This window comes from Archangium primigenium, from assembly GCF_016904885.1.
Lineage (GTDB): Bacteria > Myxococcota > Myxococcia > Myxococcales > Myxococcaceae > Cystobacter > Cystobacter primigenius.
The window spans coordinates 1,740,241-1,759,763 of the sequence record NZ_JADWYI010000001.1 but is presented as its reverse complement, the minus strand read 5'-3'; the positions used below and the strand labels follow the sequence as shown (position 1 = coordinate 1,759,763).

Here is a 19,523-nt window from a genome sequence, read left to right as displayed (position 1 = left end):
CATGGACCTGCCCGATCTGGAAAACTCCCTGCTGCGGCACGTGCCGCCCCGTTGGATCTCCGTCGCCGAGCGCTACCTCAAGCGCGTGCCCGTGCTGCGCGAGCGGCTGGAGAAGGAGACGGACGCGATGCTCGCGGGGCTGGAGAAGGACCTCAAGCCCTACCGCGACCAGGTGCCCACCCACACGACGCTGCCCGCCCAGGGGCTGCCCCGCGCGGAGGTGCTGCGGGAGCTGGGCGTGATGGAGGCCCACGAGCACGCGCGCTGGCAGGAGGGCTACGTCTCGGGCGCCGTGTACCACGGGGACGCCGAGCACATCGGCTTCCTCAACGAGGTCTACGCGCGCAACTCGCAGAGCAACCCCTTGCACGCGGACCTCTGGCCGAGCGCCACCAAGTTCGAGGCCGAGGTGGTGGCCATGACGGCGGACATGCTCGGCGCCGCCGAGGCCAACGCGGGCAAGGCGCCCCGGGAGCACGTGTGCGGCTCGCTGTCCTCGGGCGGCACGGAGAGCATCCTCCTGGCCATGAAGACGTACCGGGACCAGGCGCGCGAGGAGCGGGGCATCACCCAGCCGGAGATGGTGGCGCCCGCGAGCGCCCACCCCGCCTTCGAGAAGGCCGCGCACTACTTCGGCATCCGGATGATCCGCGTGCCCGTGGGGCCGGACTACCGCGCCGACGTGGACGCCACGCGCAAGGCCCTCACGCGCAACACCATCGTGGTCATCGGCTCGGCGCCCTCCTTCCCCCACGGCGTCATCGACCCCATCGAGGCCCTGTCCGAGCTGGCGCGCGAGCGCGGCATCGGCTTCCACACGGACGCGTGCCTGGGCGGCTTCGTGCTGCCGTGGGCGCGTCGGCTGGGCTACCCCGTGCCGCCCTTCGACTTCCGCCTGCCGGGAGTCACCTCCATGTCCGCGGACACGCACAAGTTCGGCTACGCGGCCAAGGGCACGTCGGTGGTGCTCTACCGGGGCCAGGCGCTGCGCTCCCACCAGTATTTCACCTCCACCGAGTGGTCCGGCGGCATCTACTTCTCGCCTGGCTTCGCGGGCAGCCGGCCCGGCGCGCTCATCGCGGCGGCGTGGGCCTCGCTCCTGTCCACCGGCGAGGCGGGCTACCTGGACGCCACCCGGCGCATCCTCGCCACCGCGGACGTCATCAAGCGGGGCATCCGCGCCATTCCCGAGTTGTACGTGCTGGGCGACCCGCTGTTCGTCATCGCCTTCGGGGCCCGGGAGCTGGACATCTACCAGGTGATGGAGCGGCTGGGCACGAAGGGCTGGAATCTCAATGGCTTGCACAGGCCCGCGGCCGTGCACCTGTGTGTGACCCTGCGGCATACCCAGCCGGGCGTGGCCGAGCGCTTCCTCGCGGACCTCCAGGAGGCGGTGGCCCACGTGCGCGCCCACCCGAGCGACAAGGGCACCATGGCGCCGGTCTACGGCATGGCGGGCACGGTGCCCTTCCGGGGCGTCCTGAGCGACCTGCTCAAGAAGTACATGGACCTCATCGCCAAGGTGTAGGCGTGTAGGCCGGGCGTCATCTCCCGTAACGGACGGGCCATGAGGGGTTCACACACCCCCACGAGCCTACATCCCCTCGCATCTTCGTATTTGGCGGTCGCACGCGGGTTGAGGTAGGAGCCTGCCGCGCCGGATGGAGCCTGCGAGGGATGAAGTCCGGACCAGGAGAAGTGCGATGCTCGAGAAGCTGATGCCCAAGTCGGACGAGTTCTTCGACGACTTCGACGCCCAGTGCGCCGTCACCGTGGAGGGCGCCCGCATGCTGCACGCCCTCCTGAGCGACTACAAGGACGTGGCCACCCGGGTGCAGGCCCTCAAGGACGTGGAGCACCGGGGTGACGAGGTCACCCACACCGCCTTCAACCGGTTGCATCAGCAGTTCATCACCCCGTTCGACCGGGGGCAGATCCACAGCCTGTTGTCGCGCATCGACGACGTGCTGGACCTGACGAACGCGGCGGCCGCGCGGCTGCAGTACTACGAGATCGAGAGCAGCCTGCCGGACGCCACGGAGCTGGCGCGCCTGCTGGTGCTGTGCACCGAGAAGGTGCGCGAGGTGGTGGCGGCGCTGCGGCTCATCAAGAAGCCCGAGCAGATCCTCGCGGGCGTCAAGGAGATCAAGCGCCTGGAGTCCGAGGCGGACGAGGCCCTGCGCGCGGGCCTGGGCCGGCTGTTCAAGAGCGGCGTGGATCCGCTCACGGTCATCAAGTGGAAGGAAATCTACGACCTCATCGAGATGGCCACGGACAAGTGCCAGGACGTGGGCAACGTGATCGAAGGCGTGGTCCTGGAGCACTCCTGAGATGTTGCTCACCGCTGTCGTCCTGATCGTCGCGGTCGCCCTGATATTTGACTTCATCAACGGTTTTCACGACGCGGCCAACTCGATCGCCACCGTCGTGGGCACCCGGGTGCTCTCGCCCAACCTGGCGGTGGCCTGGGCGGCCTTCTTCAACTTCATCGCGGCGTTTGGCGGTGGGGTGAAGGTGGCCAACACCATGGGCAAGGGCATCATCGACTTCGAGATGCTGCGGGCCCAGGGCTCGGAGGCGGTGCTCATCGTCATCTTCTCGGCGCTCATGGGCGCCATCGCCTGGAACCTGCTCACCTGGTGGTGGGGCCTGCCGTCCTCGTCGTCCCACGCGCTGGCGGGCGGGATGATCGGCGCGACGCTGCCGGTGCTCGGCTTCAATGGCCTGGTGGGCTCGGGCATCGGGAAGATCGCCGCCTTCATCGTGCTCTCGCCGCTCATCGGCATGACGCTGGGCACGGTGATGATGCTGGCGAGCACCTGGTCGGTGCACCGGCAGACGCCGCTCAAGGTGGACACGTGGTTTCGCCGCCTGCAGCTCGTCTCCTCGGCCATCTTCTCCTACAGCCACGGCACCAACGACGCCCAGAAGGTGATGGGCATCATCGCCGTGGTGCTCTACGGCACCATCTGGAAGGACCGCCCCTTCGAGATCACGACGTGGATGATCCTCTCGTGCCACGCGGCCATCGCGATGGGGACGTTCTTCGGTGGCTGGCGGATCGTCAAGACCATGGGCCACAGCCTCACGAAGCTCGCGCCCATTGGCGGCTTCGCGGCGGAGACGGGCGGCGGCGTCACCATCATCGCGCTGGCCAAGCTGGGCATCCCCGTGTCCACCACGCACACCATCACCGGGGCCATCGTGGGCGTGGGCTCCACCCGGGGCTGGCGCGCGGTGAAGTGGGGCGTGGCCGGCCGCATCATCTGGGCGTGGGTGTTCACCATTCCCGCCGCGGCGCTCATGGCGGTGCTCGTCTACGGCGTGTCCCGGCTGGTCGTCATGGCCTTGAGCTGAGGCCCGGGCTCCGGGCATCTGTCAGCCACTCGGCCTCCGGGGCGAATCCCCTTCCCGGAGTGTGCGCCCGCCCCGGGCGCGTGGTGTACAACCCCGGCCGTGCGTTCCCACGCCGGGAGCCACGCCTGGGAGAGGGACACCGAAGATGAAACGACTCGTGCTGGTGCTGGGACTCGCGCTGCTGTCCGGTTGTGCCACCGTGAAGCGCAGCCAGCTCCGCCCCGACTACGAGAGCGTGGACAAGACGCGGGTCAAGCGGCTGGTGGTGGTCACCCAGCCGCTGCCCGACGGCAAGCAGGCCGTGGGCGAGCTGTGGAGCCTGGTGGCCCGCCGCTACGTCAACCAGAACCGCGACTTCATCGCCAAGGCGAACCTGGCCCTGGTGGGCAACCCCGCGGACACGTCCTTCCGGGGCCTGTGCACGGACGACGCCGAGGGCATCCTCTGGCTGTCGCCGGACATGAAGCCCCAGGGCAAGGGCATGGAGGCGGCGGTGAAGGCGCAGCTGTTGCGCTGCTCGGACGGCCAGGAGGTGTGGAGCGCCGAGGCCGCGGGCAGCTGGGCCTCCGAGGACAAGCGCTACACGGAGCTCACCGAGCAGTACACCGGGGAGCTGGGCGCCGAGGTCGCCCCCTACGTGGCCCCCACCTTCCGGCTCTTGAGCGCCACGCTCGACACCCTGCCCCGCCCCCAGCTCAACGACAAGGACGTCGAGGACAAGATCGAACTGGGGGAGTAGCCACATGCCGCCCATCGACGACAGCATGATCGTGGGGCGGCTGCTGGTCGCGTTCGGGCTGGGGTTCGTCCTCGGCTTCGAGCGGGAGATCCGGGGACAACAGGCGGGCCTGCGCACCCACATGCTCGTGTGTCTGGGGGCCTGCCTCTTCACCCTGTGCAGCATCTTCATCGCCGTGCCACTCGCCGGGGGGGAGTCCGAGGAGATCCGCGCCGACATCGGCCGCATCGCCAGTCAGATCGTCGTGGGCATCAGCTTCCTCGGGGGTGGCGCCATCCTCCGGCAGGACAGCCGCATCCGGGGGCTGACCACCGCGGCCAACCTGTGGCTCACCGCCTCGGTGGGGCTCGCCACGGGGCTCGGGTTCATCCTGGCCGCCGTGCTCACGGTGCTGCTCGCCCTGTTCACCCTGGTGGGGTTGCGGGGGCTGGAGCCCCTCGTCCAGCGGCTGCGGCTGCGCCTGAAGCTCACCGAGGAGGACGCGCCCCCGCCGCCGTCCAGGCCCCGAGACGATTAGATATTTTTCGTCACAAACATGTAACAACCCCGCAACGCACGCGGGGTGACATGCGGCGGACGCGGTCGCAGGGAGGTTGGATGCTCGAGAAACTGATGCCCAGGGCGGATGCGTTCTTCGACGACTTCGACGCCCAGTGCGCCGTCACCGTGGAGGGCACGCGCCTCTTGCACGCCCTGCTCCAGGACTACCGGGACGTGGAGTCCCGGGTCCAGGCGCTCAAGGACTTGGAGCGCCGCGGCGACACCGTCACCCACCAGGCCTTCCAGCGGCTGCACCAGCAGGTCATCACCCCGTTCGATCGCACGCAGATCCACCACCTGCTCTCGCGCATCGACGACGTGCTGGACTTCACCCACGCGGCGGCGGCGCGGCTGCAGTTCTACGAGATTCCGTCCATCCTGCCCGAGGCGGCCGAGCTGGCGCGGCTGCTCGTGCTGTGCGCGGAGAAGGTGCGCGAGGGCGTGGGCACGCTGCGCAGCCTCAAGCGGCCCGAGCAGATCCTCGCCGGCTGCAAGGAGATCCGCCGCCTGGAGGCGCTGGCGGACGAGACGCTGCGCGCGGGGCTCGGCGCGCTCTACAAGAGCGGGGTGGATCCCCTCACCGTCATCAAATGGAAGGAGATCTACGACCTGCTCGAGACCGCCACGGACAAGTGCCAGGACGTGGCGGACATCATCGAGGGCGTGGTGCTGGAGAACGCCTGAGCGGCGGGGGCCCGGCTCGGCCCCCGCCCCCGCTTCGGCCCTCGTCTCAGCCTTCCGAGGCGAAGCGCTTGTCCATCTCGGTGCGGATGAAGCGCTCGATCTCCTCGGCGGTGGTCAACCCCATGGCCTGGGTGAGCAGCTTCTGGGCCTCCTCGCGGCTGGAGTGGCGCAGCACGTTCTTCACCGTGGGAATCTGACCGGCCGTCATGGACAGCTCGTCGAAGCCGAGCGCCAGCAGCACCAGGGAGTAGATGGGATCGCCCGCCATCTCCCCGCACATGGACACGGGGATGTGCGCCTCCTTGGCGGCCGTGACGATGTTGCGCAAGGAGCGCAGCACCGACAGGTGCAGGGGCTTGTAGAGGTAGGCGACCTCGCGGTTCTGCCGGTCGATGGCGAGCGAGTACTGGATGAGATCGTTCGTCCCGATGGAGAAGAAGTCGGCCTCCTGGGCGAGCCGGTCCGCGATGAGCGCCGCGCTGGGCGTCTCCACCATGATGCCCACCGGCACGCGCTTGCCGAGCGGCACGCCCGCGCGGCCCAGCTCCGTGCGGCACGCCTCCAGCTCGGTGCGCGCCTCGCGCAGCTCGCTCATGCCGCTGATGAGCGGGAACATGACGCGCAGGTGCCCGTGCACGCTCGCGCGCAAGAGGGCTCGCAGCTGCACCCGGAACAGCTCCCGGTTGGCCAGGCAGTAGCGGATGGCGCGAAGGCCCATGGCCGGGTTGGGCTCCTTCTCGTGGCGGCCCTTGCCCGGCACCTTGTCCCCGCCCAGGTCCAGCGTGCGGATGGTCACCGGCCGCCCGTCCATGGCCTCGAGCACCTGCCGGTAGGCGCGGTACTGCTCGTCCTCGCCCGGCGGCGTCTTGCGGTCGAGGAACATGAACTCGGTGCGGTACAGGCCGATGCCCTCGGCGCCGTGGGCCAGGAGCGAGGGCAGCTCCTCGGGGAACTCGATGTTGCCCACCAGGCGGATGCGGTAGCCGTCGGTGCTCTGGGCCGGCAAGTCCTTGGCCGCGAGCGCCCGGGTCTCGCTCTCCTGGTGCCGGCGCATGGTCTCCTGGAACAGCGCGAGCTGCTCCTCGGAGGGGTTCACCAGGATGATGCCGCGCGTGCCGTCCAGGGCGACCAGGTCCCCGGGAGAGATCTGCTCGCTGGCGCGCCCCGCGCCGAGCACCGCCGGGGTGGAGCGGGCGCGCGCCACGATGGCCGTGTGGCTCGTGTGGCCGCCCAGGTCCGTGACGAAGCCGGCCACCTGGCCGCCGCGCACGAGCATGGCCGCGTCCGCGGGGGACAGGTCGTGCGCCACCACCACGGCGTGCTCGGGCAGCGCCACCTCCTCGTCCACGACCTGGCCCAGGAGGTTGCGCACCACGCGGTCCGCCACGTACTCCACGTCCGAGCGGCGCTCGCGGAAGTACTCGTCCGGGATGTTGTCGAACAGGTGCTTGAGCTTGCGCGCCACCCGCCGCACCGCCCACTCGGCGTTGATGCGGTCCTCGACGATGAGCCGGTTCACCTCGTCCACGAACATGGGATCGTGGAGCATGAGCCGGTGCGCCTCGAGGATGAGGGCGTGCTCGGGCCCTTCCGTGCGGGAGATTTGATCCTTGAGGTCCGACAACTGCAGGTCGGACTGGTCCAGCGCCGTGCGCATGCGCTGGCGCTCGGGGTCGACCTCCGCCTCGGCCAGACGCAGCTTGGGCGTGCGCACGCGCTTGCGGTCGAGGATGTAGGCGTGGCCCACCGCCACGCCCGGGGAGGCGCCGATGCCCTTGAGACTCAACGTGGGGGAGGCCTGGCTGCTCACGTGTCCTTCTTCGTGCGGGGCGGAGGTCCGCCGTGGGGGGGCTGTCAGTTCGACTCGCCGAAGCGGTCGGCGATGAGCTTCTTGATCTCCAGGAGGCAGGCGTCCGCGTCGTCGCCCTTGCAGGTCACCGTCACCTGCATGCCCAGGCCCGCCGCCAGCATCAACACGCCCATGATGGACTTGGCGTTGGCGCGCTGGCCCTCGCACTCGAGCGACACGTCGCTCTTGAAGCGGTTGGCCACCTTCACCAGTTGCGCCGCCGCCCGGGCATGCAGCCCGAGGGTGTTGACGATCTCGAATGTCCCTTCGGCCACGCTCGCCATTGCCAGTCCCGTTCTCCCGAGTCGTCCTACAAGAAGGCCCCGGCCCCACAGGCCAGGACCGCGGCGACATACAACACCACGTAGCTGGGCACCCGTCGCGCCACCAGCACGTACGATAGCGCCCCGAGGGCCAGACAGCCCACGGATAGCAGCGGCGTGAACCAGCCCCCGGCGCGCAGGCCGAAGGTGACGGCCAGCCAGGCCGCGAGTCCGCCCGCGCACGCCGCGCCCACCATGCGCAGCTTCGCGCCCCGGCCCGGCAGGTTGACGCGCGCCACCGCCTCCACCAGCCGGTCCCCGAGCAGCAGGCCCAGCAGGTAGAGCCGCGCCCGGAGCGTGAAGTGCACCCCGTTGTAGAGCAAGAGGAAGAGGCCCACCGCCCACACGCCCACCAAGGGCACCAGCGCCGCGCTCACCGCGCCGGTGGCTGGTTTGAGTGACAACCAGAAGAAGCCATCCCCCAGGGCCGCCAGCGGGCCCATGAGCGCGGCCTTGAAGGCCACGACCTTGTCCGGGGACTCCTCGCCGCGCGCCACGCGCTGCTCGTGGTGGAGCACGCCGCCCACGATGGCCGCCGCCACGTAGGGGTGGGTGTTGAAGAAGACGAGGTGGCGGCGCACCGCCTCCTCCAGGGCCTTCTTCTCCGGGTAGAGCCGCTCCAGGGCCGGGTAGATGGCGTAGGCCAGTCCCAGGTTCTGCATGCCCTGGGGATTCCACGAGGCCTGCAGGAAGAGCGAGCGCAGGAAGACGCGCAGCAGCACGCCGCGGGAGAGCACGGGCGGGGCCGTCATGCACGCTCCTTGAGCACCGCCAGGAGCACCACCAGGAGCACCGCCAGACACACGGCGCCCGCGCCCAGCAGCGCATAGAACGAGGCGCGCTTGGCGTGGCTGCCGCGCGCGGCGATGGCGGCGCAGACCGCGGCCATGGCGGGGTAGGCCCAGTCGAGCCCCCGCAGCACGGGCAGGGGCAGGCGCGCCACCCAGGGCCCGAGCCCCCAGCCCACCAGCGCGCACGCGGAGGTGATGGCGCCGAAGACGACGAAGTGCGGCCACACGCCCCACAGGTTCTGGCGCATGGCGCGCGTGAGCTCGCCCGCCTCGGCCAGGAGGAGCGCCTTCTTGGCCAGCCGCGCCGCGTAGCGCTCCAGCCGCCGATCCACCCAGCGCCCCACCCGGCCCAGGCCGATGAAGAGCAGCACCGCGGTGGACCAGAAGAAGGGCTCGGAGGAGGGCAGGCCGCCCACGCCGCCCTGGGACAGCCACCACGCGTTGGACATGCCCGCCGCCGCCGCCGAGACGCTCGTGGCCGACAGCGTGTCGTGGTCCGGCAGGGAGGCTCCCAGGTTGGCGCCGCCCAGGTGGAACAGCTCCAGGAGCAGCCCCACGAACAGGCCCGCCTGAACGTCGTCGAGCAGGCCGCCCATGATGGTGGCCGCCACCAGCGGCCGGGAGAACATGGCCTGGAGGAAGGCCTTGCGCTCCACCGCCACGAGGCCGCCCCAGATGCCGGCGAGCGCCACCTGGGTCCAGCCCACGCCCACGCCCTAGCCCGCCCTGGCCCAGCGCTCGCGCAGCTCGCTCAATTCCACCGGCTTCTCCGAGGGCACCGCCCGAGCCTCCACGTGCGTGCCGCCCTCGCCCAGCCGGGTGAGCGTCTGCACCTCCGCCTCGGTGAGGAACACGGACGCGGACACCTGCCGCCGGCCCGTGGCGAAGTGCACGTTGCCCAGGTTCAGGTGCTCGAGCTTGAGCCCGTGGGTCAGGCAGAAGGGCGCCGCGGCCACGTCCCGGAGCAACAGGAGCGTCTTGAGGGCATCGCGGGAGAGGGCCGGGAAGTCCACCTGGGCGAGCGGGAGGATCAGCACCTCGACGGCGCTCGGCACGGCCAGCGCCATGGCGGCGCGGACCAGGGGGCTCTCGGACGCCTCATCGTCGGCCACGACCACCCGGGACACCTTCAGGTGGGGTAGCCAGGCCTCGACGACCTGTCCATGGATGAGGCGATTGTCGACACGGACCAGGGTGATCACAGCACTCTCGAATCGCCCACCCGGCGGGGCCCGTCAAGTTCGCTGAGCGCTCTGTTGCTGCTGCTGACGCTGCTGGGCTTCCCTCAACAGGGCCGAGGCGCAGGTGATGTTGCGCTGGCCATGGGAGGCGAGCTGCGCGGCCATCTCCGCGAGCGGCATCTGCTCCGAGCGCAGCGAGTTGGCCTTGAGCAGCATGGGCAGGTTGACGCCCGCGAGCACCTCGAGCAGCCCCTGACAGCGCTCCGAACACATCATCAGGGATTCCTTGCAGGGAGTGCCGCCGAAGAGATCGGCCATGACGATGACGCCGTCACCCTGATCCACCTCGGTCACCGCCCGGCGCATCTTCGCCCGGAGATCTTCCAGGGAGGTGCCCGGTTCGATGTTGCAGGTAGCCACCGCGGACAATTTGCCCACGATCTGCTCAGCAGTCGTCACCAGCTCGTCCGCCAGACGTCCGTGTGATGCCACTACGAGGCCGACCATGATCACCTCTCACTCAAGCAGCCCCCCGGGGTTGCCTGACTACGCCTGAACGGTTCGACGCGCAACTCCGGACGAAAGTTTCCGCTGATATCCAAGCCGACGCCCTACCCCAACCCACCTGCTCCCCCATCGGCTCCTGAGAAGAAGGTAAGGCCAAATGACCGTCTCCGCCCGAGATTTCACTCGGGAGGCGCGCTCGGGCTGTCGGCTGGCGGACGAGGGGGCGAGGGCCCCTCGTCCGGCGTGGCCCGGCGCGTCATTCCTTCTCGACGTCGCGGTGCCACAGTTGCACGCGCGTCTGATCGCCGGCGAGCCGCTGGCTGAGGGACTCGGCGATGGCGACCGAGCGGTGTTTGCCGCCGGTGCACCCGAGCGCCACGGTGAGGTAGGCCTTGCCCTCCTTCTGGTAGCGCGGGAAGAGGAAGCGGCAGAGGTCCACCACCTTCTCCATGAACTGCTGGGTCTCCTCGCGGTCCATGACGTAGGCGGCCACGCGCGGATCCTTGCCGGTGAGCCCCTTGAGCTCGGGGACGAAGTAGGGGTTGGGCAGGAAGCGCACGTCGAGCACCAGGTCCGCCTGGGGCGGCACCCCGTGGCGGAAGCCGAAGCTCATGACGGACAGGGCGGGCCCGCTGGCGGGCTCGGGGTTGAAGCGCCCCTGCACCATGCGCTTCAAGTCGTGCACGTTGAGCACCGACGAGTCGATGACCTGGTCGGCCAGCTCGCGCAGATCCTTGAGCCGCAGGCGCTCGGCGTGCAGGCCCTCGGCCACGGTGCCCTGGGGCGCGAGCGGATGGCGGCGGCGCGTCTCGCTGAAGCGGCGGATGAGGCTGTCGTCGCTCGCGTCCAGGAAGAGCACCTCCACGTGGTGGCCCACGCGGCGCACGTCATCGAGGATGCGCGGCGCCTCGTGCAGGAAGATGCCCTCGCGCGCGTCCACCACGATGGCCAGGTGCTCGAACTGGCCGCCGCCGGCGAGTTCGGTGAGCTTGGGCAAGAGCAGCACGGGCAGGTTGTCGATGCAGAAGAAGCCCACGTCCTCCAGGGCGCGGATGGCGGTGGACTTGCCCGAGCCGGACATGCCCGTGATGACGACGATGTGCTTGGCCGGGGTGTTGCTCACTCGACTTCCTCCCGCTTGGAGCGGCGCGTCGCCCCCTCGGCGATGGCGCGGTTGAGACGCTCGGCGAACTCGCGCGCCGAGTGGTGGCCCTGCTGCTTGAGCAGCTGGTTGCGCGCGGCCACCTCGATGATGGTCGTCATGTTGCGGCCCGGGCGCACGGGCACCACCGAGAGCGGGACGTCCACGCCCACGATGTTCATGAAGCGGTCCTCCACGCCCAGGCGGTCATACTCCTGGTTCGGATCCCACTCGTGCAGCTCGATGACGAGCTCGATGAGCTTGCGCTCGCGCACCGCGGACACGCCGAACAGGTCCTTCACGTTGATGATGCCCAGGCCGCGGATCTCCATGTGGTGGCGGATGACGGCGTTGCCCGTGCCGTAGACGCCCTGGCGCCGGCGCGTCACGTCCACGATGTCATCGGCCACCAGCCGGTGGCCCCGCATCACCAGGTCCAGGGCGATCTCGCTCTTGCCGATGCCGCTCTTGCCGAGCAGGAGGATGCCCACGCCGAACACGTCGATGAGCACGCCGTGCAGGCTGCTCGACTCGGTGAGCGACTCGTCCAGGAAGGCCTGCACCTGCTGGATGAAGGCGCTGGAGAGCAGCGGGGTGCGCATGAGCGTGAGCCCGGCCTTCTCGCACGCCTCGCTCAGGGCCGGGGGCGGCTCGATGCCCTTGGTCACCACGATGCACGCCAGCTCCTCCTCGAAGAGCGAGTCGAGCACCTCGTGCTGCCGCTCGAGCGGGAGCGTCAGCAGGTAGGACACCTCCGTGTTGCCGAAGACCTGGACGCGGTGGGGGTGCAGGTGCTCGGTGAAGCCCGTGAGCGCCAGTCCGGGCTTCTGGATGCGCGAGGAGTTGATGCGCCGCTGCCGACCGCGCTCGCCGGCCACCAGCGTGAGCTGGAGGTCGAACTCGCGGTCTTCGAGCAGCTGGGATACGCGGATAGAGTTCATCGGCCCCCCGTGGAATATCACCCGACGGGCCTTTTGCGTGGTGAACCCTTCATGCCTGCCTCCTTCCCCCATCCCGACGCCCCCCCCCCGGAGTCCCCCATGGAGGACTCCGTGGAGTCCCCCACGGAGCGGCGCCTCGGCCTCGTGCTGCTCGGGGTGGTGCTGGGGGTGGGCGCCGCGCTCCGGGTGGGCTGGGCCCTGTCCGAGGACGGGCTGTACTGGCCGGACGAGGTGTACCAGAGCCTGGAGCCCGCCCACCGGCTCGTCTTCGGCTACGGCCTGAGGGCCTGGGAGTACATCGAGGGCGCCCGGACGTGGGTGCTGCCGGCGCTGGTGGCCGCGTGCTTCGAGCTGTCCCGGGCGCTGGGGCTGCCCGAGCCCCGGGGCTACCTGGGCCTCACCCGGAGTGTGTTCGGATTGATGGGGGCCGCAACGGCCTGGGGCACCTGGCGGCTGGCGCGGGGGTATGGGGCGTCCACGCTGACGGCCGCGGCGGGGGCGGCGCTCTTCGCGCTGGGGTCGGTGCCGGTGTACTTCGCCCCCCGGGCCCTGAGCGAGAACGCCTCGGCGCTGCCCGTGGTGCTCGGGCTCGCGCTGGCCCTGAGCCCGGGGGCCTCGCGCCGGGCGGTGCTCGGGGGGGCGTCGCTCTTGGGGGTGGCGGTGCTCCTGCGGCTGCAGAACGGCGTCTTCTGCGTGGCGCTGCTCGGGGTGCTGGGCGCCCGGCGCGAGTGGCGCCGGACGGGGGAGGCCCTGGGGGTGCTCGTCGTGTGGGCCGGGGTGCTGGGGCTGATGGACCGGCTCACCTGGGGCCACTGGTTCCAGTCCGCCCGCGTCTACCTGGACTTCAACCTGGTGCGCGGCATGGCGTCCAACTGGGGCACCGCGCCCTTCGCCTACTACCACGTGGTGCTCGCGCGCTCCCTGGGGCCCACGCTGTGCCTCGTGACGCTCGGCCTGGGCGTGCTCGCGGCGCGGCGGGCCCCGGGGCTCTTCCTGCTCGCGCTCGCCTTCTGGCTGCTCCACGCGCTGCAGCCCCACAAGGAGCTGCGCTTCCTTTTGCCCGTGCTGCCCGTGTTCGCGGCGCTCGCGGGGGTGGGGCTGGAGGTGCTCCGCGGCGCCCTGCCCCCCTCGCCGGTGCGGCTCGCCCTGCCGCTCGGGCTCGGGGTGCTCGCGGGCCTGTCCGCCACGCGCACCGGACGGCTCACCTTCGGGGACATCGGCCAGTACGAGCACGAGAAGCCCCGGGCGAGCGCCTGGGACGACTTCGGCACCGTCAACCGGCTGCTCATCGCCGCCGGCCACCAGCCGGACGTGTGTGGCCTCAAGCTCGAGCGCCTGCACGTGGCCTGGAGCGGCGGCTACAGCTACTTCCACCGGGACGTGCCGCTCTACTCCGGCCAGGGGCCCGGGCGCGGCGCGGGCGTCTACAACTACGTCATCACCCCCACGGGCCTGTCCGGCGCGGGCACGGTGGTGGCCACCCAGGGCCCGTTCGCCCTCGTGCGCCTGGGTGACCGGTGCGCGCCGGACCGCGGCTGGAGCTCACGTCTGCCCTGAGTCCGCGCGGCCCCCCTGGAGGAAGCGCCGCAGGTCCTCCCGGGTCACCCGCCCCCGGCGCGCCCCGTCCCGCACGGGCAGCGTGTCCACGCCCCGGATGTCCATGACGCCCAGCGCGTCCACCACGCACGTGCGCACCGGCAGGGGGGCCCCCTCCGCGCCCGGGAGCGTGGCGGCCTCGGGCTCGCCCCAGCGCACCAGGCAGTCGATGGGCCGGCGCCGGAGCCGGGAGGGCTCCACCGCCGCGCGCCGCTCCACGAGCGCATGGCACAGCGCCGAGGCGAGCGTGCACGTCACCATCAGCGGCAGGATGATGGCGTAGTCGCCGCTCAGCTCGTACACCATCATCAGGCCCGTGAGGGGCCCGCGCGTGAGCGCCGCCACCGCGCCGCCCATGCCCACCAGGGCGTAGGCCCCGCTGGGCGCCGTGGCCCCGGGCCAGAGCGCGTGCAGCACCTCGCCGAAGGCCCCGCCCGCCAGGGCCCCCATCACCGTCATGGGGAAGAACGTGCCCCCCGAGCCTCCCGAGCCCAGGGTGATGGTCGTGGCCACCAGCTTGAGCGCGCAGCCCGCCGTCAACAGCCCCAGCGACAGGCCCCGCGCCGCGGCGGCGTTGATGGCCTCGTGCCCGGTGCCCCACACCGCCGGGTGCACGAGCGCGAGGCCCCCCACCACGAGCCCCCCACAGGCCGCGCGCGCCGCCAGGGGCCGCGCCCCCACCCATCCGCTCAGCCGCCCCGGCCCCCGCCCCTGGAAGAAGCCCTCCACCCCGTGCAGCAGCCGGAGGAAGGCATACGCGAGCAGGCCCAGGCCCAGGCCCAGCGCCCCGTAGAGGAGGATCTCCCAGGCGCTCACCAGGCTGTAGGCCCCCGGCAGCACCCGGGGCGCGCCCCCCATGACCCCCCGGCCCACCAGCGTGGCGGTGACGCTCGCGAGGATGATGGGCGACAAGACGCGCAGGTGGAACTCGCGCAGGATGATCTCCAGGGCGAAGAGCGCCCCCGCGATGGGCGCGTTGAAGGACGCGGCGAGGCCCGCCCCCGCCCCACTGGCCAGCAGGATGGACAACTCCCGCCGGGAGAAGCCCAGCGTGCGGCCCACCGCCGAGCCGAACGCGGCCCCTCCGAACACGAGCGGACCCTCGCGGCCCGCCGAGCCCCCCGTGCCAATGGTGAGCGCGCTCGCCACGAGCTTGAGCACCCCGTCCCGGCCCGGCAGGTGCCGCTCGTGCTCCACCGCCTGAACCACCTCGGGCAGCCCGTGGCCGAGCATCCGCGGCCGATCCCTCAACACGTGGCCCACCACCAGGCCCCCCACCATGGGCAAGAGCGGCACCAGCCAGGGCCGCAGCCGCTCCATGTCCCGACCCCCGTCGTGCAGCGGCCCCAACACGGTGTTGGCCGCCGCCAGGGCCACCAGCGGGTAGTAGAGCGCCAGGGCCCCGAGCACGAGCAGGCCCAGCACCCGCAGGCGCCGCCGGAGGTCGTCCCCGCCCGCGCGGCCGCGCAGCCCCCGCGCGAGCACCAGCGCCCCCACCCCCAGCGGCACCCCCACCCACAAGAGCCCGGGCTCCCAGCGCGCGCCCGCCAAGGCCTGGCCCCACTGGCCACGCGTGGCCGAGTGGGGCCTCAGCGCCTCCATCACCCGGGGAAACCCCAGCGCCAGCCCGCTCACCAGCCCGATGAGGTGGACGAACAGCCCCGCCACCAGGCCGCTGTAGAGCCCCACCACGGCCCCCGCCACCGGCAGCACCGACGGCCCCGGCAGCCGCAGCCGCTCCAGCACCGCCAACCCCCTCGCTCCCCACCACTCCCGCTCCCGGGTCGAATCCATGGGCCCACATGCACGTTGATTGATGCTCCAACGGTCTCAACTCCCCCGCGGAAGGGAAGCCCCGGGCCCTCCTGGACTTCCGTCGGTGGACACTCGCCCGACAGTGCCCGACACACCGCCCGAGCGGCCAGGCGAGCCCCCGTGGCGTGGCGGCCTGGGCTCCGGCGCGCACCTACCTTCCATGACAGGTGTGGAATCTTTTCGAGAGGAGTCAGGGCATGAGACGCGGACTGACGTGGGTGGTGGCGGTGGGACTGGGGGGCGCGTTGTTGGCCGGGTGCAAGGAGCAGCCCGAGAACCAGGCGGGCCCGCCCTACGAGCCCCTGAAGCAGAAGTACCAGAGCCCGGCGGCCAGTGAGTCCCAGCCCATGGGGCCGGGCATGGGCGGCTCGGGGGGCTCGGGCACGGGGCGCACCGGCGGGTGGATGCCGCGCGTGCCGGAGCAGGGCTCGTCGGACAGCACGACCAACGCCCAGCAGGGGCCCTACTCCATCGATCGGCCGCAGGCCATGCCGCGTGAGCGTGGCACGGCGCCCTTCGGCGTCGGCGCGGGCACGGACACCTCGCGCCAGATGGCCGAGGAGCAGCTCAAGACGGAGTGAGGGCCGGCCGACGGGCCCGGGGCGCGAACAGGCGCGCGCCCGAGTCCGTCACGGCCACGTCCATGGGCACGCCGTACAGGTGCTCGAGGCGCTCGCGCTGGAGGACCTCCGGCGCGGGCCCCGCGGCCTGCGCGCGCCCCTGACCGAGCAGCAACACGTGGGTGGCGAAGGCCGCCGCGAGGTTGACGTCGTGGAGCACGGCGATGGCGCCCAGCCCCATGTCCACCCGCGCCCGGACCCGCTCGAGCGCGCCCACCTGGTGGGCCACGTCGAGAAAGGCCGTGGGCTCGTCCAACAAGAGCAGCTCCGGTCGCTGCACCAGCGCGCGCGCCAGCAGCACCATGCGCCGCTCGCCGCCCGACATGGCCTCGCAGGCGCGGTGCGCGAGCGCGCCCACCCCCAGCTCGTCCAGGGCCGCGTGCGCCAGGGCCTCGTCCGCCGCCGAGGTGAGGCCCCACAGGCCCAGGTGCGGACCCCGTCCCATCAACACCAGCTCCAGGCCGCTGAAGCCCTCCGCGGGCTCGAAGTCCTGCGGCACCCACGCCACGCGCCGGGCGAGCGCCCGGGACTCCCACGCCGCGCGGGCCTGGCCCGACAGCCGCACCTCGCCCCGCGTCCAGGGCCCGAGCCCCAACACCGCGCGCAGGAGGGTGCTCTTGCCCGCGCCGTTGGGGCCGAGCACCGCCCACAGCTCCCCGGCGCGCACCCGCCAGTCCACGTCCTGGAGCACGGGCGAGGCACCGTAACCGGCGCTCAGGCCGCAGAGCTCCAGCAGCTCGCTCAGGAGCCGTTCCTCTTGTTGCTCAGGTCGCGCTGCAGCGCCCGCACTTCCCGCACGAGATCCTCGTCCTCGCTGTCGGCCGCCTGTTGCACCTCGGACTCGAGGCTGCGGTAGCGCGTGCACAACATCCCGAAGTTCTCGCACCCCGCGTCCTGGGTGAGCTTGAGGTAGAGGCCCCGCGTGCGCGCCCATTCCTTCTGCAGGGTGCCCTGCTTGTTGGAGCGCGGCGGCTTGCGCACGGACTTGGGGGCCGCCGACGCCGAGGCCTGGGCGCGAGGCGCGGCGGCCAGCGGCGCGAGCATGTCATCCTCCTCCAGCGGGGCCGGCGCGGCCGCGAGGCTCCCCGCGTCCGCCACCACGCCCGCATCGGCGGCGGCCGCCGCGGCGATCGCCGAGGCGCTGGGGATGGGCCGCGGCTCGGGGGCCCCGGCCGTCGAGGCATCGGGCGCGTCGAGCCCGGGCGCGGCGGCCAGGTCGGAGGGGGGTTCGGCGGGCTCGAGCTCGGCGGGCTCGAGCTCGGTGGGCGCGGGCACCTCGGGCACGGGCGCCCGCGCGACGACGGCGGGCGGGGCCGACGGGGGAGGCCCGGCGGGCGCGAACATCCCCTGCTGCCAGAGCCACCAGGCGCCCACGCCCGTGCCGAAGCCCAGCACGGCGACGCCCACCCACAAGCCCACCCGCGAGCGGCGCGGCGGCGCGGGCACCCGCGCGGCGGGCACGGAGGGGGGCGTGAGGGACTTGTTCGCGTCCTCGGAGGTGACGTCGTCGTCGACGGCCGCGGGGGGCGAGGCCATGAGCCGCGGCGGCGCGGCGGGCGCGCGGGGCGCCACCGCGGGCAGGCCCGTCGCCGTCACGCGGCGCCGGGGAATCTTCGTGCTCCCGGAGCGGGGCCGCTGGGCCGCGGGCACGTCGTCCTGCTCGCCCTCGCGCATGAGCGAGGCGTCCAGCACCACCCGGGGCTGCGTGTCCTGGTGGTAGACGTCCGAGGACGGCACCGCCCGCACCTTGCCGGACGGCGGACGCGGCATCTGGGCACGCGGCCGCGTGTCCTCCAGGACGTCGCTCTCGCTCAGGTCCAGCGTGCCGACGATGGGCTCGCCGAGTTCCTCCTCCGCCGACTCCTCCTCCGACTCCGACGCGGCCTCCGCGTACCGCGGATCCTCCTCCGGTGGCAGGGGCACCGCCCAGTTCGGCGTGTTCTCGATGGGCGGGGGCGCGTCGGGCTCCTCCTCGTCGAGCAGGGCCTGGGGCACCCGGGGGGCCTCGAGGGTCGGGTGGCTCGTGGGCGCGGGGCCCATGCCATACGCCGGTGCTGGTGGTGGAGGCGGTGGCGGCTCCGGCGCCGGCTCGCGCCGCGTCTCGTCGAGCGACTCCAGGGCGACGGCGGGCCGGGTGGGCTCGTCCATCATCACCCCGGGCCGGGTGGGCTCGTCCACCATCACCCCGGGCCGCGTCTCCTGATCGTTGCCCGCCACGCCGCCCTCGCGCGTGCGCGGCGTGGGCTTGAAGGACAGCGCCTCCACGGGCCCATCCAGACGGATCGTCTTGGGCGGCAGCGAGGCCATGGGCCGGGGCGGCGCCCCCTCCGGCATGCCGATCACCTCGGGCTCCGGCTCGGGCGCGCGGCCCACCTCGCGCAGCATCACCAGGAGCCGCCGCTCGGCCATGTACTCCGAGGAGAACAGCTCGTGCATGAACCGGCCGATGTCCTCCGGCCCCGAGTCGGCGTCGTGCGCCAGCAGGCAGGCGTTGAGCCGGCCGCGCAGCTCCTCGGCGTTCTGGAAGCGCTGGGTCGGGTCCACCGCCAGCGCCTTCATCACCAGGTCGGACACCGCCGCGGGCACCCCGGGCGCCACCTGCGCGAGCGGCGCGATGTTCGGGTGCGCCACCGCCGACATCATCTCGCCGGGCGGCAACAGGTCGAAGGGGTTCTGGCCCGACAGCATCTCGTAGAGGCACAGCCCCACGGCGTACAGGTCGCTCCTGCGGTCCACCGGCAGGTGCCGCGCCTGCTCGGGCGACATGTAGAGGAACTTGCCGAGGATGATGCTCGGGTTCGTCTTGGCCGCGCTCAGCCGGCTCTTGGCCAGGCCGAAGTCGATGACCTTCACCTCCCCCTCGTAGGAGATGAGGATGTTCTGCGGCGAGATGTCCCGGTGCACGAGGTTGAGCTCCCCCTCGTCATCCCCCTTCTTGCGGTGCGCGTAGGCGAGCGCGTCCAGCACCCGGCCCATCACGAAGAGCACGAAGGACAGGGGCAGGGTGCGCTGCTTGTCGCGCGCCCGCGCCGCCACCTTGCGCAGGTCCTTGCCGTCCACGTACTCGAGGGCCATGAAGGCCTCGCCCTCTTGCAGGCCCATGTCCAGCACCTGCGCGATGGAGCCGTGCGACAGCTTCACCAGCGTGCGCGCCTCGCCCACGAAGCGCTCGACGAACTCGGGGTCCGCCGCCAGCTGCGGGAGGATCTTCTTGATGACGCACAGCTTCTCGAAGCCCTGCATCCCCTCCAGGCGGGCGAGGAAGATCTCCCCCATGCCACCCGTGGCCAGTTGGGTCAGCAGCGTGTAGCGACCGAACGGCACGGGCCGGAACGGACGCAGTCGTGCATTCGAGGACGACGGATTCATGCCGGGGGTGGGCTTCTCGGGCTCACGAGCGGGGGGACTCCCATGTTCTCATTGAATGGGGGGCCAGCGC

Annotated in this window: 19 protein-coding genes; 8 read left to right on the top strand and 11 right to left on the bottom strand. The window is 71.8% G+C overall.

Annotated features, from left to right (window positions below; translation table 11 throughout):
* Position 1 precedes the first annotated feature (1 nt).
* The 6 genes from I3V78_RS07575 (at position 2) to I3V78_RS07550 (ending at position 5,320) form a co-directional block, all read left to right on the top strand.
* Positions 2-1,528, top strand: a complete 1,527-nt coding sequence (locus I3V78_RS07575; RefSeq protein ID WP_204485639.1) for a pyridoxal phosphate-dependent decarboxylase family protein — start codon at positions 2-4, stop codon at positions 1,526-1,528.
* A gap of 175 nt (positions 1,529-1,703) precedes the next feature.
* Positions 1,704-2,330: a DUF47 domain-containing protein gene (locus I3V78_RS07570; RefSeq protein WP_204485638.1), complete on the top strand. Its 627-nt coding sequence runs from the start codon at positions 1,704-1,706 to the stop codon at positions 2,328-2,330.
* A gap of 1 nt (position 2,331) precedes the next feature.
* A complete protein-coding gene (locus I3V78_RS07565) occupies positions 2,332-3,357 on the top strand; it encodes an inorganic phosphate transporter (RefSeq protein WP_204485637.1) in 1,026 nt (341 codons plus the stop codon).
* A 145-nt stretch (positions 3,358-3,502) separates the two neighbouring features.
* Positions 3,503-4,096 (top strand): MXAN_6521/LA_1396 family lipoprotein, encoded by a 594-nt coding sequence (locus I3V78_RS07560; protein WP_204485636.1) that lies wholly within the window; start codon positions 3,503-3,505, stop codon positions 4,094-4,096.
* A 4-nt stretch (positions 4,097-4,100) separates the two neighbouring features.
* Positions 4,101-4,613 (top strand): MgtC/SapB family protein, encoded by a 513-nt coding sequence (locus tag I3V78_RS07555; RefSeq protein WP_239576336.1) that lies wholly within the window; start codon positions 4,101-4,103, stop codon positions 4,611-4,613.
* An 80-nt stretch (positions 4,614-4,693) separates the two neighbouring features.
* Entirely contained in the window at positions 4,694-5,320 is a 627-nt protein-coding gene (locus I3V78_RS07550) for a DUF47 domain-containing protein (RefSeq protein ID WP_204485635.1), read from the top strand.
* A 46-nt stretch (positions 5,321-5,366) separates the two neighbouring features.
* Here the strand turns inward: I3V78_RS07550 and ptsP are convergent, their stop codons facing one another.
* The 8 genes from ptsP to hprK all read right to left on the bottom strand — a co-directional run bounded on the left by ptsP (position 5,367) and on the right by hprK (position 12,053).
* On the bottom strand, positions 5,367-7,130 hold the full coding sequence (ptsP, locus tag I3V78_RS07545) for a phosphoenolpyruvate--protein phosphotransferase (RefSeq protein WP_204485634.1): 1,764 nt from the start codon (positions 7,128-7,130) through the stop codon (positions 5,367-5,369).
* A 44-nt stretch (positions 7,131-7,174) separates the two neighbouring features.
* Complete coding sequence (locus I3V78_RS07540; protein ID WP_204485633.1) at positions 7,175-7,453, bottom strand: HPr family phosphocarrier protein; 279 nt, start codon at positions 7,451-7,453, stop codon at positions 7,175-7,177.
* A 26-nt stretch (positions 7,454-7,479) separates the two neighbouring features.
* Positions 7,480-8,244: a PTS system mannose/fructose/sorbose family transporter subunit IID gene (locus I3V78_RS07535; RefSeq protein WP_204485632.1), complete on the bottom strand. Its 765-nt coding sequence runs from the start codon at positions 8,242-8,244 to the stop codon at positions 7,480-7,482.
* Entirely contained in the window at positions 8,241-8,996 is a 756-nt protein-coding gene (locus I3V78_RS07530) for a PTS sugar transporter subunit IIC (RefSeq protein ID WP_204485631.1), read from the bottom strand. The genes I3V78_RS07535 and I3V78_RS07530 overlap by 4 nt, the downstream gene beginning before the upstream one ends.
* A gap of 3 nt (positions 8,997-8,999) precedes the next feature.
* The gene (locus I3V78_RS07525) at positions 9,000-9,485 is read right to left on the bottom strand and encodes a PTS sugar transporter subunit IIB (RefSeq protein ID WP_204485630.1); all 486 of its coding nucleotides are present in this window, start codon (positions 9,483-9,485) and stop codon (positions 9,000-9,002) included.
* Between the two features lie 33 nt (positions 9,486-9,518).
* Complete coding sequence (locus tag I3V78_RS07520) at positions 9,519-9,971, bottom strand: PTS sugar transporter subunit IIA (RefSeq protein ID WP_204485629.1); 453 nt, start codon at positions 9,969-9,971, stop codon at positions 9,519-9,521.
* 256 nt (positions 9,972-10,227) lie between these two features.
* The gene (rapZ, locus tag I3V78_RS07515; protein ID WP_204485628.1) at positions 10,228-11,094 is read right to left on the bottom strand and encodes an RNase adapter RapZ; all 867 of its coding nucleotides are present in this window, start codon (positions 11,092-11,094) and stop codon (positions 10,228-10,230) included.
* On the bottom strand, positions 11,091-12,053 hold the full coding sequence (gene hprK / locus I3V78_RS07510) for an HPr(Ser) kinase/phosphatase (protein ID WP_204485627.1): 963 nt from the start codon (positions 12,051-12,053) through the stop codon (positions 11,091-11,093). The genes rapZ and hprK overlap by 4 nt, the downstream gene beginning before the upstream one ends.
* A gap of 99 nt (positions 12,054-12,152) precedes the next feature.
* Here hprK and I3V78_RS07505 point away from each other — a divergent pair, with 99 nt between their 5' ends.
* Positions 12,153-13,610 (top strand): glycosyltransferase family protein, encoded by a 1,458-nt coding sequence (locus tag I3V78_RS07505; RefSeq protein ID WP_204485626.1) that lies wholly within the window; start codon positions 12,153-12,155, stop codon positions 13,608-13,610.
* On the opposite strand, the gene I3V78_RS07500 is transcribed toward I3V78_RS07505, so the two are convergent.
* Positions 13,596-15,443, bottom strand: coding sequence for a chloride channel protein (locus I3V78_RS07500; RefSeq protein WP_204485625.1), 1,848 nt, complete (start codon positions 15,441-15,443; stop codon positions 13,596-13,598). The genes I3V78_RS07505 and I3V78_RS07500 overlap by 15 nt on opposite strands.
* A 218-nt stretch (positions 15,444-15,661) precedes the next feature.
* On the opposite strand from I3V78_RS07500, the gene I3V78_RS07495 reads away from it, so the two are divergent.
* Complete coding sequence (locus I3V78_RS07495; RefSeq protein WP_204485624.1) at positions 15,662-16,045, top strand: hypothetical protein; 384 nt, start codon at positions 15,662-15,664, stop codon at positions 16,043-16,045.
* Here the strand turns inward: I3V78_RS07495 and I3V78_RS07490 are convergent.
* Together I3V78_RS07490 and I3V78_RS07485 are read right to left on the bottom strand one after the other, a co-directional pair.
* On the bottom strand, positions 16,032-16,775 hold the full coding sequence (locus I3V78_RS07490; protein ID WP_338023490.1) for an ABC transporter ATP-binding protein: 744 nt from the start codon (positions 16,773-16,775) through the stop codon (positions 16,032-16,034). The two genes, I3V78_RS07495 and I3V78_RS07490, sit on opposite strands and share 14 nt — an antisense overlap.
* A gap of 50 nt (positions 16,776-16,825) precedes the next feature.
* Positions 16,826-19,453: a serine/threonine protein kinase gene (locus tag I3V78_RS07485; protein ID WP_204485623.1), complete on the bottom strand. Its 2,628-nt coding sequence runs from the start codon at positions 19,451-19,453 to the stop codon at positions 16,826-16,828.
* Positions 19,454-19,523 lie beyond the last annotated feature (70 nt).